The sequence below is a fragment of the Magnetospirillum gryphiswaldense MSR-1 v2 genome, assembly GCF_000513295.1.
GTDB lineage: Bacteria > Pseudomonadota > Alphaproteobacteria > Rhodospirillales > Magnetospirillaceae > Magnetospirillum > Magnetospirillum gryphiswaldense.
The window spans coordinates 3,611,526-3,627,645 of sequence record NC_023065.1 but is presented as its reverse complement, the minus strand read 5'-3'; the positions used below and the strand labels follow the sequence as shown (position 1 = coordinate 3,627,645).

Here is a 16,120-nt window from a genome sequence, read left to right as displayed (position 1 = left end):
TCATGGACGGCACGAAACAAGAACAAGGTGGGGCGCGTGGCGTCTCCGTGGTCAAGCATTCCTATACCATCCCCTGCTCCAGTGCTTTCCGCGACTCTATCGAGGCCTTGGCCGCGCGCCGGCACGTCAATGTGGGCGATATCGCCCGCTCGGTGCTGCTGGTGATGCCACCCTCGGCAATCCAAGGCTTTCCCGATCCCGGCGACCCCGAGGCCGGCGACCGCGAAACGGTAATCCTGAAATCGGGCCCGTCCCAGGGCCGCCCCTGGCGGCGCAAACCACGTTTGCAGGTGCGCATGGTCCCCGGCTACGATCCGGTGGCCATCCGTCGCGCCCTGGGTCTGGCTCTGACCCTGGATCGCGGCGACATGACGCTGAAACTGGAAGATCCCAACGCCGCGCCACCGCCGCCCGAACCCGAAATCAAACCCGAGCCCAAGCCAGAACCCATGGCCGCCGCCCCCGATCATCAGGCGCTGGCGGCGGTGAACGAGGAATTGGAACGCTTGCAGGCCATCGTCAACGTATTGGCGTTCGACCCCCTGCCCGGCGGCGTCAACTCTCGGGCGGAAGCCTTGCATGTCCTGGGTTTCCCGCCCACCGCCCGCCCCGACCGCCGTATGGTCCGCGCCCGCTTCCGCATGCTGGCCACCATCCACCATCCGGACAGCAATTACGGCAGCCACGACCGCATGAGCCAGCTGAATCAGGCCATGGAATTCCTGAAGGAGTAGAAAGTGCCGAGCCCCCGCCGTTTCGTGCTCATCGACCGCGATGGCACCATCAACGTGGAAAAACATTACCTGTCCGATCCGGCGGATCTGGCCTTGATCCCTGGGGTCGGCCCGGCCTTGGCGCGGCTCGGGCGTGCCGGTTACGGCATCGCAATCATCACCAACCAATCGGGGATCGCGCGCGGCTATTTCAGCCTGGAACGACTGGCGGAAATCCATGATCGCCTGGGCCAGCTGCTGGCGGCGGAAGGGGTGGTTGTGGACGGCATCTATATCTGCCCGCACGGTCCCGACGACGATTGCGATTGCCGCAAGCCCCTGCCCGGCATGGCCGAACAGGCCATGAAGGAGCATGGTTTCGATCCCAAACTATCCACGGTGATCGGTGACAAGGAAGTGGACGTGGAATTGGGCAAAGCCATCGGCGCCGCCACCTTCCTGGTGCGGACCGGCCATGGCGAGAAATACGCAGCCACCAGCAAGGCCGATCACGTGGTCGCCGACTTGCCGGCAGCGGTAAACATCATCTTGGGAGACGAGGCATGAGACGCTGGCTGCTGGACCTGCTGGTCTGCCCCCATTGCGTGGGCGAACAGGCGCTGACACTGGCCGTCGACTGGGCCATGGACGACGAGATCATCGATGGCAGCCTGGAATGCCCGCATTGTCGGGCCAAGTGGCCGGTGCGCGACGGTGTTCCCCGCTTCGTCGGTGCCGCCCAGGATTATTGCGGCAATTTCGGTTTTCAGTGGCAACACTGGAAAGGCCTGCAAATCGACCGCCTGTCCGGTCATTGCCTGTCCGAAACCCGCTTCCTCGCCGATTCCGGCTGGGAACCCGAATGGATCAGGGACAAGCTGATCCTGGATTGCGGCTGCGGCGCCGGACGCTTCACCGATATCGCCGCCAAGCACGGGGCGCGGGTGGTGTCGGTGGATCTGTCGGCGGCGGTCAATGCCTGCCGCGACAACACCATGGTGTGGGACGGCAGGGTCCAGCCCATCCAAGCGTCGCTGTTTGATCTGCCGCTGCGTAAGGATGCCTTCGACGGCATCTTCTGCATGGGGGTGATCCAGCACACCCCGGACCCGGAACGATTGATGCGCACCCTACCGGCACAGATGAAACCGGGTGGGCGGCTGGCCTATAATTTCTATGAGGCGGATTTCTGGCCCAAATTGCAGGTGGTCAAATACACCCTCAGGCTGATCACCCCGCATCTGCCCACCGACTGGACCCTGGCCCTGTGCCGGGGGCTGGTCGCGGGCCTGTTCCCGCTGTCGCGAGCCTTGTCGGGCATCCGTAAGGTGCGCATCATCAACCACTTCCTGCCCATCTGTTCCAGCCACGATGCCAGCCTCAGCCGCGACCAGCAATATGCCTGGACCTTGCTCGACACCTTCGACTGGTACGGCCCCCGCCACGAAATCCGGCAAAAACATACGGACGTCGCCGCCCTTCTTCAGCAATGCGGCTTGCGAAACATCCACAGCCGCCCCGGTCTGGCGGTGGCGGAAAAGCCCCAATCCGACCAGGGCTGAAATAAATGTTCGAGCCTGCTAAAGTCTCGGCCCAACCAAGGATACCCGCATGAGCCTGAAGCACACCGAGGAAGATTCCTCCTTCGACAAGTTGGCCGCCCTGGCCGACGTCGCCACGCCGGTCTCCCCTGGTGCACCCAAGGTTCTGTTCATTTCGCTCTATTGCTACAAATCTTTCCCGGTGCGCGGCTTTCATGCCCTGGCCGAGCGGGCGGGCATCGATTCCCACGCCTTGTTCTTCAAGAACAACTTCACCAACCAGCACCTGCCCATCAGCGACCATGAAATCCAGTTGCTGAAACGGGTGGTCGGCGATATACGCCCGGACCTCATCGGCATCAGCGTGCTGACCCCCTATGTGCCGGCGGCCCGGCGGGTGGTGGCGGCCCTGCGCGAGATTTGCGACGCCCCCATCATCGCCGGCGGCAAGCACCCGACCATTTCCCCCGATGAAGCCCTGACCTATGCCGATTACGCCTGTAAGGGCGAAGGTGAGTTGGTGCTGCTTGACGTCTTCGAGCGCCTGGGTGCCGGGAGCCGCGATTTCAGCGGTATCGGCGGTCTGTGGCACCATGACGGGGACGGAACCATCGTTGATCGCGGTCAGCGCCGCCTGATCCAGAACCTGGACGTGCTGCCGTTCGAGGCTTATGGCGAAGCCAAGATGTGGTTCATCGAACACGACAAGGTGGAGACCCGCGACCCCGAGTTGGATGAAGATGAAATCCTGCTGATGGCCGGGCGCGGCTGCGTCTATGTCTGCTCGTACTGCGTCAACGCCTTGCTGATTCCCATGAACAAGGGCAATGGCCGCTTCATCCGTCTGCGGTCACCCGATAACGTCATCGCCCAGGTCGAAGAGCGCCTGGCCCGACAAACCGGCGCCCGCCTGGTGTCCTTCAACGACGAGGTCTTCGGCGTCTTCGACGACTGGACCTTGGAATTCGCCGAGAAGTATGCGGCGAAAAAGCTTCCCGGCTTCAATTGCGAGCTGGTGCCCAAGCTGATCAAGGAACGCAATATCCGCCCGCTGGTCCAGGCCGGGCTGTATGAAATGCATTTCGGCATCCAGTCGGGATCGGACGAAATCCGCAACACCGTGCTGGATCGCCCGGGCAAGAACGTGGAATTGCTGGAAACCGCCCGCATGCTGGCCGGGACCGGCGTGCAGGTGCAATGCGATCTGATCTTGGGCAATCCTTTCGATACCGCCCAGGTTCTGCGCGAAACCATCCTGCTGCTGGCCGACATGCCCAAGCCGCTCAAGCTCAACACTTACAAGATGCAGTATTTCCCCCATTACCCATTCACCCAGCGGGCCTTGGCCGCCGGCCACATCACCCAGGCCGATCTGGCGGAAGAGGTGGTGGCCGAACGCACCTTGTACGATTTCGTCTATCGTCCGGTGATAAGTCGTTTCGATGAAAAAACAGTCCTGGAGAACTGCGTCTATCTGATCCCGTGGAGCAATCCGCTGGTGTGGTGGCTGGCTCTGTCGCTGGCCAAGCACCACAATCCGGTCCTCGCCGTGCTGGCCAACATCCTGGCCGCCTGGCGCTATCAGTTGGATTTCCGCGGCAATCCCGCCCTGGTCTGGCTGCGGCGCGGCTGGATCGTCGTCCGCATGATCGCGCGCGGCGAAGTGGGATCGCTGCTCACCAAGGTCAAAAGCCGCCTGCGGTTGGGTACCGCTTAAACCTGCACCCCATAGGCGGGGGAAAACGGCACGGTCAGCCGCCAAAGGACGGCCAGTTGGTCGGGGCTGGTGACAACCACCTCGTCCGCCCCGCCACCGGGGCCGTCCTCGATGACGATGGCGCCGTCCTCGATGCGCAGGCGGCGCCAGACGCTGTCGCCGAAGCCCTGGTGGCTGCCGACGAAATCCTGGCCGCTGAACCGCAGCACCCGCGCCTGGGCACTGTCGTCCAGGTGGAACGGCCCCTGGTTCAGGGCCGCCGGTTCCGCTTGGCCGCAGCGGGGGACGAAATGAGCCAGAGCGGAACGATAGGCGTTGCGGGCGGCGAGATCGCCGGTATAGGCGAAGCTGCCCGGATCACGCACCCAGGCCACGCCGTCGATTTCGATTTCCACCGCCAATTGGTCGTTATGGGCATGGGCTCCACGACCGTCATGCAGACGGCCACAGCGGATGGAAATGAAGCTGCGCCCATTCTTCCAGCCATAAAGGCCGAAATCCGGGCAGGCGAAAGTCTCCAGTCCATCCAGCGCGGTGGGATCGGCGGCAACCAGCCGCAGCCGCACCGACGGGCTTTCCGTCGGCATCGCGCCATCGATGGCGACGGTGGCAGCAAACCGGGGTGGCACCGGCAAGGCACCGCCGGACAGGGCGGTCAGCATGGCCTGGGTCAAACGACCATCGACCAGATAGCCCAAGGCCAGCGGGCTTTGGTTCGGTTCCAGAATGAAAAAACGCCCGGAATCGTTATCGCCCACCTGAACCATGTCACCCGACGGCTTGGTCACGTTCTGGCTGAAACCCAGGGCTAGAGCCAACCGTTCCACCACCTCGGGGCTGAACGGCGGCCAGGCCATGGGGCCGGGGGCGACCTTGGGAATCAGACCCCAGGCGGCGGCATCATATTCGGCGAACACCGCCTTACGGTCATCGTCCAACCCCAGGATCAGAGCGACGGCATAGAGCGCCATTTCCAGCGACAGGCGATGATAGGCGGTGGAGGCCTCGAAATTGCCGCCATCGGCCAGGAACTGATGTTTGATTTCCGCGTTCAGCTGCTGGGCGGCAAAGACCAGCCACAGATCGCTCTCGGTTCCGCGCGGCAAGGCGCAGGCAGCAAAGGCCAGACCAACTATATCGGCAAGGTAATGATTGCCGCGATGCTGGGGCGACCATTCCAGATTATGGGCGATATGGCGGGCATGGGCGGACAGCGACGAGGCCAGCTCTTCCTCGAATTCCAGACTGAAGCGGGCGCCATGGGCGGTGAAAATTTCCCAGGCCAACACCAGATTGGCGGCACGGATGGCCACATCCATGGCGCAGGCCCATTGCACCCCCCAACCGGGTGGATTAGCCCCCAAAAAGTCCAACACCTGATCGTGGAACTCGGTGGCCAGCCGCTCGTCCGCCTGGGCGGCATAGGCCAGGGCCAGATGCGGCAGGTGTTGCAGCCGCCCCAGTTCCCACGGCACCTTGACGTCGACACCGTGGCGATGGCCATAGGCGGTGGCCCCACCCCATACCCGCACCGGCCAGCGATAGCCCGAGCGGAAATCCACATGCCAATCCACCGGCACATAGCCCGGCGTCGTGATCATGGCCAGCAGGCTGGCGGCGCGCTTGCGGTTGCCGCGATGGTGACCGGCGGCAATGATGTCGCGCCAATCGGGATATTTCGCCGCCGGATGGACCACCTTTCGCGGTCCCGACCCCAGCAGGTCGAAAGTGTGGCTCGCCGCCAGCAAGGCGCGGCGGCGCAAGCTGCCATCGTCATCGGTCACCGCCAGGGCAGGCAGGCGGCGGGCCAGCGGCACCTGGCCGTAGGACGGCGGATAGGTGCAGTGATTGCGCATCAGGGCGCCGATGAAGCGTTGTTTGACCCGGCGCGCCAACACCGAAACGACCTTTGCCGCCGCCGCCTTGCGGTCCATGGCGGCCAAAACCTTCAAAGCGTGCAGGGCTGACATTACTTCGCCTCGGTGGCGCCGGTCAGGGCCAAGGCCTCGGCCGACAGGGTGTATTCCGGCACCAGCCGGCTGACGATGGCCACCGCGCGGTCACCCTGGTGGCTGCGGCAGGCGATATCCAGATCATCAAGGGCGCCGCCCAACTCGGCCCGGTCGACCCAGCGCGGCGAGGCCAGCAAGATACCCTTGGCCTCGGTCGGCATGGGCGGTTCGGAGCCGTGGAAGATTTCCTCGAACAGCTTCTCACCCGGACGCAGACCGGTGAAGGCGATCTTGACATCGGCATCGGGGCGCAAGCCGGCCAGCCGGATCATTTGCCGGGCCAGATCGACGATGCGCACCGGCTCGCCCATGTCGAGGACGAAAATCTTGCCGCGATAATCGGGATGGGCCAGACCGAAGGCCGAGGCCTGCAACACCAGTTCCACCGCCTCGCGCACGGTCATGAAATAGCGGGTCATGTCCGGGTGGGTGACGGTCAGCGGTCCGCCTTCGGCCAGTTGCTTCTGGAACAGGGGCACCACCGAGCCGGTGGAACCCAATACGTTGCCGAAACGAACCGTGACGAAACGGGTGTGCCCATCGCCGGCCATGTCCAGCGCCTGGGCGTACATCTCGCCCACCCGCTTGCTCGCCCCCATGACATTGGTGGGATTGACCGCCTTGTCGGTGGAAATCTGCACCATTACCCTGACCCCGGCCTCGACGCAGGCATCGGCGACGATGCGGGTGCCGATGGCGTTGGTGAGCAGACCTTCATCCGGGTTGCATTCGACCATCGGCACATGTTTCAGCGCGGCGGCGTGGAAGACCACGTCGGGGCGGATTTCGGCCATGGTGGCGCGGACCCTTTGGCCATCGCGCACATCGCCCAGCATGGGCCGGCGGGGGACATCCGGATGAGTCTTCGCCAATTCCAGATCGATAGCGTAAAGATTGAACTCGCCAGCATCGAACAGGGCGAGCATCTCGGGGGCATAACCGGCGACCTGACGCACCAGTTCCGAACCGATGGAGCCGCCGGCGCCGGTGATCAGCACCCGCTTGCCGGTCAGCATGGCCTGGACCCCGGCGCGGTCCAGCAGGTTTTGTGGACGGCCCAGCAAATCCTCGACGGCGATGGGGCGAAGGCTCAGCTTGTCCTCGACCCCGTCCTTCAAATCGGTCAGGCGCGGGATACGGGCCAGGGTCAGGCCCAGGCGGTCGCATTCATCCAACAGCCGGCGCACCACCGACCCGTCCAGACGGTCATCGGTGACGATCAGCCGCTGCGGTCCCTGGCCCTTGGCCCGCAATTGCTCGACCACTCCAGCGAAATCGCCGATTTCACCCAGCACGTCGACGCCATGGATATTGCGCCCGACCCGACCGGCGCCCTCGCTGATCAGCCCCACCGCCCGATATTCGGCATCGGGGGCCGAGGTGGCCCGCAAAAACAGCTCGGCCTCGTCACCGGCCCCGGCCAGTAGCACCGGAATGCGCCCGGCCCCCGCCACCTGCTTGGCGGTGCGGCGGCGGTCCTTCCACGAGCGATAGATGAAACGCGGTCCGCCCAGCAGCGCCAGCAGCACCAGCCAGTTGATGATCAGCACCGAACGCGGCAGATCCTGCAAGCGGGTAACCAAAAACATCAGCAGGTAAAAGGCGACCACGGTGACGGTGGCGCCGCGGGCGATGGTCAGCAGATCGTTGACACTGGCATAGCGCCACACCCCCTTGTACATGCGCGCGGTCAGAAACGACACGCAGGCGATGGCGGTGAACAAGGCGGTGGCAATGACCAGCATGTCTGCCCCCCAGCCGGGCACCCAGGTCGCATCCATGCGCAGGAAAATGGCGACCAGAAACGACAACGCCGCCATGACCAAGTCATGGACCAGGGCGATATGTCCGCGGTGCAATGTCAATCGGGGCATCATGGCTGCAACTGTTATCGTAACGGGTGGGCGCTGTCCAAGGGATTGCGTCAGGTCTCGATGGTGCCGGCGCGGGTCGGACCAGCCCCTGCCACCACCAGATCCAGCACATCCATGTAGCGTTTGGCCTGATACTCGCGCGAATGGCGCGGCGCGGCGGCCAGACTGGCGGCGGCCAGTTCAGCCCGATGGGCATCGTCGCCGGCCAGGGCTTGCGCCGCCGCCGCCAGTTTCCGGGGCTGGGCGGCGGGCACCCACAACCCGGCCCGGTCGTCGATGACGATGCGGCTGGCCTCGCCTTCGGGCGCCACCAGCAACAACGGCAGGCCCATGCCCATGGCCTCGAAGATTTTCGACGGGATGACCTCGGCGAAGGCCGGGTCGTCCTTCAGATGCACCAGCGCCACGTCGCACAAGGACCAGATGCGCGGCATCATCTCTTTCGGCTGCATGCCCTGGAACACCACATTGGTCAAGCCGCGCTGGGCCGCCTGATCCATCAGCATCTGCCGCTCGGCCCCGGCGCCGACGAACAAAAAGCGGATGCGGTCGTCATCCTTCAGCCGTTCGGCCGCATCCAGCACGTTGATCAGGCCATGGGCCATGCCGTGGGTGCCGACATAGCCCAGCACGAACTTGCCGGCCAGACCCCAGGCGGCGGCCAACTCGGCATCACGCGGACGCGGCGCATAGCGCGGCAGGTCGACGCCGTTGATGACCACCGCCACCTTGCGCAGATCGATGGCGCGGCGGGTCAAATCATCCTTGAAAGCGCGGGTCAGGGCGATGACCGCCGCCGAGCGGCGATACAGAAACAGTTCCAGCCGCTCCAACGCCCGGATCACCGGACTTTGCTTCATGGCGCCGACGGCGGTGATCGAGCGCGGCCACAGATCGCCCAACTCGAAGACGAAGGGCACGCGGCGGCTGGCGGCCAAGGCCCAGCCGCCGACAGCTGCGAAAAATTGCGGGGAGGTGGAAATGACCACGTCGGGCCGGTCCTCGAACAGGCCGGCGCCATAGGCGGTGGCCATGAAGCTGACGAAATCCAGCGTGCGCTTGGCGAAGCCTTCATTGGCGGAAATATAGGTCTTCACCCGCACCACCCGCAGGCCATCCATATGCTGGACCTGACGCCACTTGTTTTCCCAGCCGTCGAACAGCTTGCCCTGGGGGAAATTGGGAGCACAGGTCAGGATGGTCACCTGATGGCCGTCACGGACCCAGTAAAGCGCGCGCTCGTAGACGCGGGTGGCGGCGGCATTGGTTTCAGGCGGGAAATTCTCGGTCAGGAACAGGATTTTCAAGGCCGTACGCCCATATGGTTCACGGACGGCCAGACCATATCAGCGCCCTATTGCCCCGTCACCACCCGAATGGTCGAGACCGCCCGCTGGCCGTTGCCGTCCACCACCACCAACCGGGAAAAACCGTCGCCCTCGGGCCGCCAGAAGCGGACGTCGTCAGCCAGCGGCACGCCATCGACGATCCATTTGAGCGGCGCCACCCCGCCTTGGGCGGCCAAGGCGATGCCGTCGGCCAGCGCTTCGACGGTGGTGCCGTCGGGGGGGAACAGGATGCGTGGACGGCCCGGACCGGACAGCACCGTATCCTCACCGCGCCCACTCAGCCGGGCCAGGGCGGCGGGCGGCTGAGCGTGATACAGCGCATGGTCGGGCTGGGCCGGCGGCGAGCGACGGCCCTGGTCGGGCGGCAACAGGTCGAACAGCTGGAACAGGATCGGCGCTGCCGCCGCCAATCCGTATTGGCCCGGACGCGGGGCGCCGTCGGGGCGCCCGACCCAGACACCGATGGTGTAGTCGCGCGACACGCCGATGCTCCAGGCATCGCGGAAGCCGTATGAGGTGCCGGTCTTGAAGGCGATGGCCCGACCGCGCTGGGTCAGCCGGGCCGAGGCCACCCCCGGTGGCGGCGGCGATCCTTCCAAGGCCTGCACCACGGCGCGGGCCGCCGGCTGGCCGACCAAGGCCCGCCCGGTGGGCGTTTCCGCTCCGTGGACGAAGGCGAGCGGGCGCACCAGACCATCCTCGGCCAGACCGGCATAAAGCATGACCAGATCGACCAGTCGCATGCCGACACCGCCCAAGGCCAAGGGCAGGCTGGGCTCGGCCAAGGCGGGGAAGGCCAGTTCCGCCCCCACTTGCCGCAGCAGCGACGCCAGCCGCACCGGCCCCACCTGATCCAGCACCAGCACGGCGGGGATGTTCAAGGACCGCTGCAACGCCTCGCGCGCGGTCATCACCCCGTGGCTGTCCTGGTCGAAATTGCGTGGCAGCCACAGGCCGAAGCGTTGCGGCGCATCCTCGATCAAGGTGCCGGGATGCAATGACAGATCATCGAAGGCCAGGGCATAGATGAACGGCTTGAGCGTCGATCCGGGCGAGCGTGACGCCCGCGTCAGATCGACCTGACAGCGCCGCCAATCGCCGCTGCCCACATGGGCCAGCACCCGCCGCCCGTCATTGGCCACCACCAGCAAGGCCAGTTCGGCCCCGTCATCCCAGCCAGCGGACAGGGCACGGGCCAGTCCCTCGACCACCCGCTGCAAATTGCCGTCGATCGTGGTCCTGATCCGCTTGTCACCCTCGGCGCTCAGACGTTCGGCCAGATGCGGCGCCAACATCGGCAGGTCGCGCTGGAAGGTGGGCAAGGCCTCGGCCTTGGCCGCCTGGGCCACGTCGGCGGACAGCAAGCCGGCCCCCACCGCGCGATCCAGCACGCGGTCGCGCGCCGCTTTCGCCGCCTGCGGATGACGGTCGGGGCGCAGGCGTTCCGGCGATTGCGGCAAGGCCGCCAACAACGCCGCCTGGGCCGGGCCGAGATGGGCCGGCTCGATCCCGAACCAGGCCAGCGACGCGGCCCTGACCCCTTCCACCCGCCCACCGAACGGGGCCAAGGTGACATAGGCGCGCAGCACCCCGGCTGTCCCCAGGCGCATCTGCAATTGCACGGCGCGGGCCATCTCGGTCAGCTTGGCCGCCATAGTGCGCGGCTTGGGGTCAAGCAGTCGGGCCAATTGCATGCTTAAGGTCGAGCCGCCCGACACCACCCGGCCTTGGCTCACCGCCTGGAAGGCGGCACGGGTCAGGGCCAGCGGGTCGATGCCGGGATGCCAGCCGAAACGGCCATCCTCCATCTCGCGCAGCATGGCCAGATAAAGCGGTGCGATCCGTGCCGGGTCGCTGTCCAGCCGCCAGGTGCCGTCGGCCAGGGCGAAGGGGCGCAGCAAAGTGCCGCTGCTGTCCTCGACCACCGCCGATTGCCGGTGCAGCCGGGTCAAATCCGGCGGCAACAGCAGATCGGCCAATCCCAGCCCCAAGACCAGGGCCAGCAGCACCCCACCCACCGCCAGCAGGCGGCGGCGGGTCATTCCACGATGCCGAGCCGGCCCATGGCGGTGCGGGCGGTGATGCCCGGCGCGTACATGTGCTCGGCCAGTGCCGCCGGCATGGCGAATTCACCCAAGCCCACCGCACGCACCACATAGGCCAGCTTGACCGTATGGACCGGATTACCCTGTTCCCATTCCGGCTGATCGGGGCCACGGACATAACGCGGCAGGGTTTGCACGGCGATGAAACGGTCGTCGCCCAGTTCGCGCATGCTGGGGTCGGTGATGCCGCTCAGCCAGGGATAGCCGGGCTGATCCGCCTTGATCACCCCTTCCGCCTCCAGCCCCGCCGGCAACAGGTCGAGCAGGGCATAATCGCCGGCCCGCTTGCCGTGGGCGTTCATTTCCAGCACCACCACCAGCCGGTCGTTGCGCTTGACCTGGGCCAGATCCACGGGCTGACCGTCCAGGCTGAACACCTGCTTGGACAAGCCGACACCGTTTTCCTGGGCCGGTACTTCCTGCGCCGGGATGCCGTCCACCGACAGGGTGCGGAAGATGGCGCCGCTGCCGGTATTGTCGATGCTCACCCCACGGGTCAGGGCGGCCACATCCAGGGCCATGGCCACCGGATCGCCCTTGCCCACGGCCTTGCCGTCCACCTGCACCGCCACTTGGCCGGCATTCTTGCCGAGCGCGGCGGCAGCCATCAGAATCCACGCCTTGTCCTGAGTGGTGGTCTGCTCGGCCTGAACGTTCTGCTGAAAGCCCATGGCCAGCAGATCGGGGATTTGTGCCGATCGTCCGGCCTCGGCCATGATAGCGGCGACGGCGAAGACGTCGCGGACATAGCTGCCATAGGGCAGTGGTTTATAGCCGCTGGGATTGCTGTTCAGGGCTTGGCGGGCCCGGTCGAAGGCCAGGGCCGCGCGGGCGCGTTCACCCACACTGTCCAAAGCCGCGCCCAGATGGGCCCAGGCCATGGCCCCCTTGGGTGGAGCACTGTCGAAGAAATAACGCAGATCACTGGCATTGGCCTTGCCGGCGCGGGCCAGCAGGAAGGCGGCATAGGCCTTGACCTCGGGGCGTGAATCGGTGAAGGCGTCCGCCGCCAGCCAGCGCCGGCCCAGGGCGCGCGGCGCCTCGGGGACGTCGAAGCCCTTGGCGGCGGCGCGGTCGAGGAAGTCGAGGGCGAAAGCCGACAGCCACGCATTGGCATCGTCGCCCCACGGCCCCCACATGCGGAAGGAACCATCCACCCCCTGCATGGTCAGCACCCGGTCCACCGCCTGCTGGATGCGGGCATCGGCGTTGGCATCCTGGGCCGTGCCGGCCATGGCGGCCAGATCGTTGAAATAAAGCAGCGGTAAGGCGCGGCTGGTGGTCTGTTCCAGGCAGCCATAGGGATAGCGGTCGAGCCAGCGCAACATGCCGGGTACATCCAGCCCCTGCCAGCGCGACAGGCTGAGCGACACCTGGGCGCTGCCCGGCAGATAGGCGTCGAGGATTTGCCCATCCAGCTTTTCCTGGGCTCCGGCGGCCAGCGAGACGGTGTTCTGCACGCTGACCGGCGCCTGGGCCGGGCGCACCTGGATGGGCCAGGTGCGGCTGACGGCGAAATTGTCGGGGCCCGAGACGATCAGGCCCAGATTGGCGATGCCCGGCTGATCCGCCCGGATGGGCAGAGACAGAATGCGCCGTTCCCCCGCCGCCAGCGTTTCCGTGCGCTGTTCGGCCAGATGCACCGGCCCGTCGCTGGTCAAATCCAGGCGGAAATCCCCCGCCGCCCCGGACAGATTGTGCAACAGCACGGTGGCGGCGGCCCGGTCGCCGGGGGCGAGGAAGCGCGGCAGGATCATTTCCGCCACCACCGGATCGCGCACGGTCAGCCGGCGCTCGGTCGAGCCCAGCTTGGTGCCGTCGAAGGCCACCGCCATCAGGCGCAATTCACCCTGGAAATCGGGGATGTCCAGCTCGATGCTGGCGATACCGTCCTTAACCGGCACCACGCCGGAGAACAGCGCCACCGTGCGCGTCGGCACCACGTCGAGGCCACGGCCCATGGCATCGCCGCCCTGGTCGTCGCCCTGGCCGGGCAGGCCACGGATCAGACGACCGTAATCGTCGCGCATGCCCACGCCCAGACGGCGCTGGACCAGATAATGGCCGGTGGGCGACGGCGTCTTGAAGCGGGTCAGTTGCAAGATGCCCTGATCCACCGCCGCCAGGGTGACGAACGCCTGGTCGCCGCCCGAGACCTTGACCGGCACGGTCAGACGCTGACGCGGAATGATCTTGTCGGGGGCCTCCAGCGTCACCGCCAAGGTTCGCCGCGCCGGGTCGAGCCCCAGCCAGACGGTGCCGACGGCGCGCACCGGCGCGTGACTGACCTTGTCGGTCAACGGGCGGTACAAGGTGACCAGGGCATAGGCGCCCGGTCCCCATTCCGGCTTCATCTCCACCGCGATCTCGCCACCACCAGGGGCCAGGGTGACGCTTTGCACGTGCTGGACCCGTTCATTAGCGATGACCAGCAGGGCCTCGCCGCCCTGATCGGTTTCCACCCGCACACGCGCCTTGTCGCCCGGCGCATAACCGGGACGGTCGGCGCCCACCTTCAGGCGGTCGGGACGGTCGGCGCTGGCCTGGCCGTACCAGCCCACATAAAAAGCCTTGCTGGTGAGCACGCCTTGTTTGCGCATCTCGAGGCGATAGCTGCCCCAGCTCAGAGTCTGCCGCACCTGTGCCGGCTTGTCGGCACCCACCGTCAGGGTGCCGCCGGCGATCTGGCTTTCCTTGGCGACGCGCTGATAGCGCCATTCACCATTGGCGCGATACCATTGCCAGGTGGAGACATCGCGGAACAGGCGGTACTCGACCTGATCGGTGGCCACTGGCTTGCCGGTTTCGTCCACCGCCAGCACATCGAACACACTGTCCTGATTTTGCGGCGCCACACCGTCGAAATGCGGGCGCAGGCCCAGGGCCAGCGGCCCCAGCGCCACCGGCGCCATCACCTGATCCGAGGTGGTGCGCCCGCCCGGCTCGCGCAGGGCCACGTTCAGCACCGCCCGCACCGGCACCGGGCTGTCCATGCGCGCAGGCAACGCCCCGGTCACCCGGGTCTTGCCGGCTTCATCGGTGTCGGCCAGCTTCAGGGTCACCCGCTCGCCGGCATATTTGCCGCCATCCACCCCCCAAACGAAGCCCTTGTGTTGGGGGAACGGATTGGGATCGGCTTCCAGCGTCAGCTCGGCCTCGCCGCCCAGATGGGCGGCAGGGGCGCCATAGAGGAAGCGCCCGGCCACATCCAAGGCGATGTCCTGGCCGGGGCGCAAAAGCGCGGGCGGCGCGGCGATGTCGAGCGCCAGACGCTGGGGGACGAAATCCTGCACGTCGATCTGCACCGTGCCCACCGGCTCGCCCTTGGGGTCCATCAGGGCATTGATGCGCCACAGGCCGCGATTGGCGCTTTTCGGCAAGGGAATGGTGAGGTGATACGAGCCGGCACCGCGATCGGCGGCGGTGAAACGGCGATATTCGCGCCCGTCGGGACGCAGCACCGACAGGATGGGGGTGGCATTGGCGATGGCGCGCACATCGGGATCGCGCAGCAAGGTCACCAACTCGATGCTTTCACCGGGGCGATAGATACCGCGTTCGGTATAGAGGAAGGCATCCACCGGCCCGGCGGGGTCGCGGCCCTGGTCGCCACGGTCGGACAGGTCGAAATCGGGGCGGCGCAAATCGAGGAAATTGAAGTCGTCGCCGTCATAGGCCATGACCATCACTGGGGCCATGCCGCCCTGGCCGCGCAGCAGGCCGGGGGCGAAATGGACGCGGCCCTCGGCATCGGTCACCGCCTGGGCCAACTCGTCGTTGTTGCGGGCGATCAGGGTCAGGCGCACCCCCGGCTTGGCCTTGGCGCTGCCCAGGGAGCGCACCGACACGGTCAGGCCGTCATCACCGCGAAACGAGGTCAGGCCGAGATCGGAATGCACCACCCATTGGCCGGCGATGGGGCGGTAATCATATTCGTCACTGACGTCTTCCTTGCCGACCTTGGGCAAGGCGGCGACCAGCAGATAGGCGCCCGGCTCGGGCTTGCCCATGGCCTGGGCCAGGGGGAACAGGCTGATGGTGCTTTCGTTGCGTTCGCCCTTGATGTCCATGCCGCCCGACCACACCAGCCGGCCTTCGTCATCGGCGTACTCGCCGGCCTGATAGGGATAGACGGTTTTTTCGTCCACCAGATCCTGGCGCATGCGGGCGAGCAGGCGGTCGCCCACCCGGTACAGCTTCATCTCCAGCCGCGGCGCGTTGACGGTGGTCACCGGCAGGCCGTCGCCGCTGTGGCGCGGCAGGATGAAGCCGGGGCCGAAAGCCACCTGCGGCGGGCGGTCGCCGAAACTCACCGACAGCTTGGTATCGGCGGCCAGCTTGCTGCCGTCGGCAGCCGGCAGCCCGGCCTTCATGGTGACGGCGTGTTCGCGGCCAAAGGCAAGACCGCTCACGCACAGCCGCGCCTGATCCACCCGCAGGCCGGGGCGCGGCTGGGTCGGGATGGTCAGATAATCCTGATAGGCGATTCCTGGGTCCAGCGGGGCGGAAAACACCAGACAGGCTTCCGGCGTGTCGCTCTCGGCATTGGTGATCAGGCGTTGATAGGTCAGCACGCCAGGGCTGGGCTTGACCTGATCGAGCCCGGGATTGACCGAGGCCAGCGGCGCCACGTCACCGGATCGCGGCGGCGGCGCCTCGATGGCGGCGACGACGGGCTGCACCGCCGGACGCAGATCATGGGTGCCCCAGGCCCCCAGGGCAGCCGCCCCGGCCACGATGGAAACGGCGATGAAGGCAAGTCCGCGCTGCATGATGGTTCCCCTGGCCCACAACTGGCCGGGAAACTAT

General features: G+C 66.2%; 9 protein-coding genes. 4 read left to right on the top strand and 5 right to left on the bottom strand.

The features are described from left to right. The first annotated feature begins 2 nt into the window (after window positions 1-2). Genes MGMSRV2_RS17420 through MGMSRV2_RS17405 form a run of 4 tightly spaced genes read left to right on the top strand, consistent with a single transcriptional unit; the run spans window position 3 to window position 3,971 of the window. Complete coding sequence (locus tag MGMSRV2_RS17420) at window positions 3-734, top strand: J domain-containing protein (protein WP_024081691.1); 732 nt, start codon at window positions 3-5, stop codon at window positions 732-734. A 3-nt stretch (window positions 735-737) separates the two neighbouring features. Beyond that, the gene (gene gmhB / locus MGMSRV2_RS17415) at window positions 738-1,280 is read left to right on the top strand and encodes a D-glycero-beta-D-manno-heptose 1,7-bisphosphate 7-phosphatase (protein WP_024081690.1); all 543 of its coding nucleotides are present in this window, start codon (window positions 738-740) and stop codon (window positions 1,278-1,280) included. After that, the gene (locus tag MGMSRV2_RS17410) at window positions 1,277-2,275 is read left to right on the top strand and encodes a methyltransferase domain-containing protein (RefSeq protein ID WP_024081689.1); all 999 of its coding nucleotides are present in this window, start codon (window positions 1,277-1,279) and stop codon (window positions 2,273-2,275) included. Before gmhB ends, MGMSRV2_RS17410 begins: the two co-directional genes overlap by 4 nt. A gap of 49 nt (window positions 2,276-2,324) precedes the next feature. After that, window positions 2,325-3,971: a B12-binding domain-containing radical SAM protein gene (locus tag MGMSRV2_RS17405; RefSeq protein WP_024081688.1), complete on the top strand. Its 1,647-nt coding sequence runs from the start codon at window positions 2,325-2,327 to the stop codon at window positions 3,969-3,971. On the opposite strand, the gene MGMSRV2_RS17400 is transcribed toward MGMSRV2_RS17405, so the two are convergent. The 5 genes from MGMSRV2_RS17400 to MGMSRV2_RS17380 are packed head-to-tail and all read right to left on the bottom strand — an operon-like array spanning window position 3,968 to window position 16,083. Continuing rightward, entirely contained in the window at window positions 3,968-5,941 is a 1,974-nt protein-coding gene (locus tag MGMSRV2_RS17400) for a heparinase II/III family protein (RefSeq protein WP_024081687.1), read from the bottom strand. The genes MGMSRV2_RS17405 and MGMSRV2_RS17400 overlap by 4 nt on opposite strands. Then, on the bottom strand, window positions 5,941-7,857 hold the full coding sequence (locus MGMSRV2_RS17395) for a polysaccharide biosynthesis protein (RefSeq protein WP_052589129.1): 1,917 nt from the start codon (window positions 7,855-7,857) through the stop codon (window positions 5,941-5,943). The genes MGMSRV2_RS17400 and MGMSRV2_RS17395 overlap by 1 nt, the downstream gene beginning before the upstream one ends. Window positions 7,858-7,907: 50 nt before the next feature. Then, the gene (locus MGMSRV2_RS17390; protein WP_024081685.1) at window positions 7,908-9,164 is read right to left on the bottom strand and encodes a glycosyltransferase family 4 protein; all 1,257 of its coding nucleotides are present in this window, start codon (window positions 9,162-9,164) and stop codon (window positions 7,908-7,910) included. A gap of 47 nt (window positions 9,165-9,211) precedes the next feature. Further along, complete coding sequence (pbpC, locus tag MGMSRV2_RS17385; RefSeq protein WP_024081684.1) at window positions 9,212-11,248, bottom strand: penicillin-binding protein 1C; 2,037 nt, start codon at window positions 11,246-11,248, stop codon at window positions 9,212-9,214. Further along, on the bottom strand, window positions 11,245-16,083 hold the full coding sequence (locus tag MGMSRV2_RS17380) for an alpha-2-macroglobulin family protein (protein ID WP_024081683.1): 4,839 nt from the start codon (window positions 16,081-16,083) through the stop codon (window positions 11,245-11,247). Before MGMSRV2_RS17380 ends, pbpC begins: the two co-directional genes overlap by 4 nt. Window positions 16,084-16,120: the final 37 nt, after the last annotated feature.

Excerpts from the sequence above, each read along its gene's own strand:
- MGMSRV2_RS17420 (WP_024081691.1), top strand. The coding sequence starts at position 3 with ATGGACGGCACGAAACAAGAACAAGGTGGGGCGCGTGGCGTCTCCGTG.
- MGMSRV2_RS17410 (WP_024081689.1), top strand. The coding sequence starts at position 1,277 with ATGAGACGCTGGCTGCTGGACCTGCTGGTCTGCCCCCATTGCGTGGGC.
- MGMSRV2_RS17405 (WP_024081688.1), top strand. The coding sequence starts at position 2,325 with ATGAGCCTGAAGCACACCGAGGAAGATTCCTCCTTCGACAAGTTGGCC.
- MGMSRV2_RS17400 (WP_024081687.1), bottom strand. The coding sequence starts at position 5,941 with ATGTCAGCCCTGCACGCTTTGAAGGTTTTGGCCGCCATGGACCGCAAG.
- MGMSRV2_RS17395 (WP_052589129.1), bottom strand. The coding sequence starts at position 7,857 with ATGCCCCGATTGACATTGCACCGCGGACATATCGCCCTGGTCCATGAC.
- pbpC (WP_024081684.1), bottom strand. The coding sequence starts at position 11,248 with ATGACCCGCCGCCGCCTGCTGGCGGTGGGTGGGGTGCTGCTGGCCCTG.
- MGMSRV2_RS17380 (WP_024081683.1), bottom strand. The coding sequence starts at position 16,083 with ATGCAGCGCGGACTTGCCTTCATCGCCGTTTCCATCGTGGCCGGGGCG.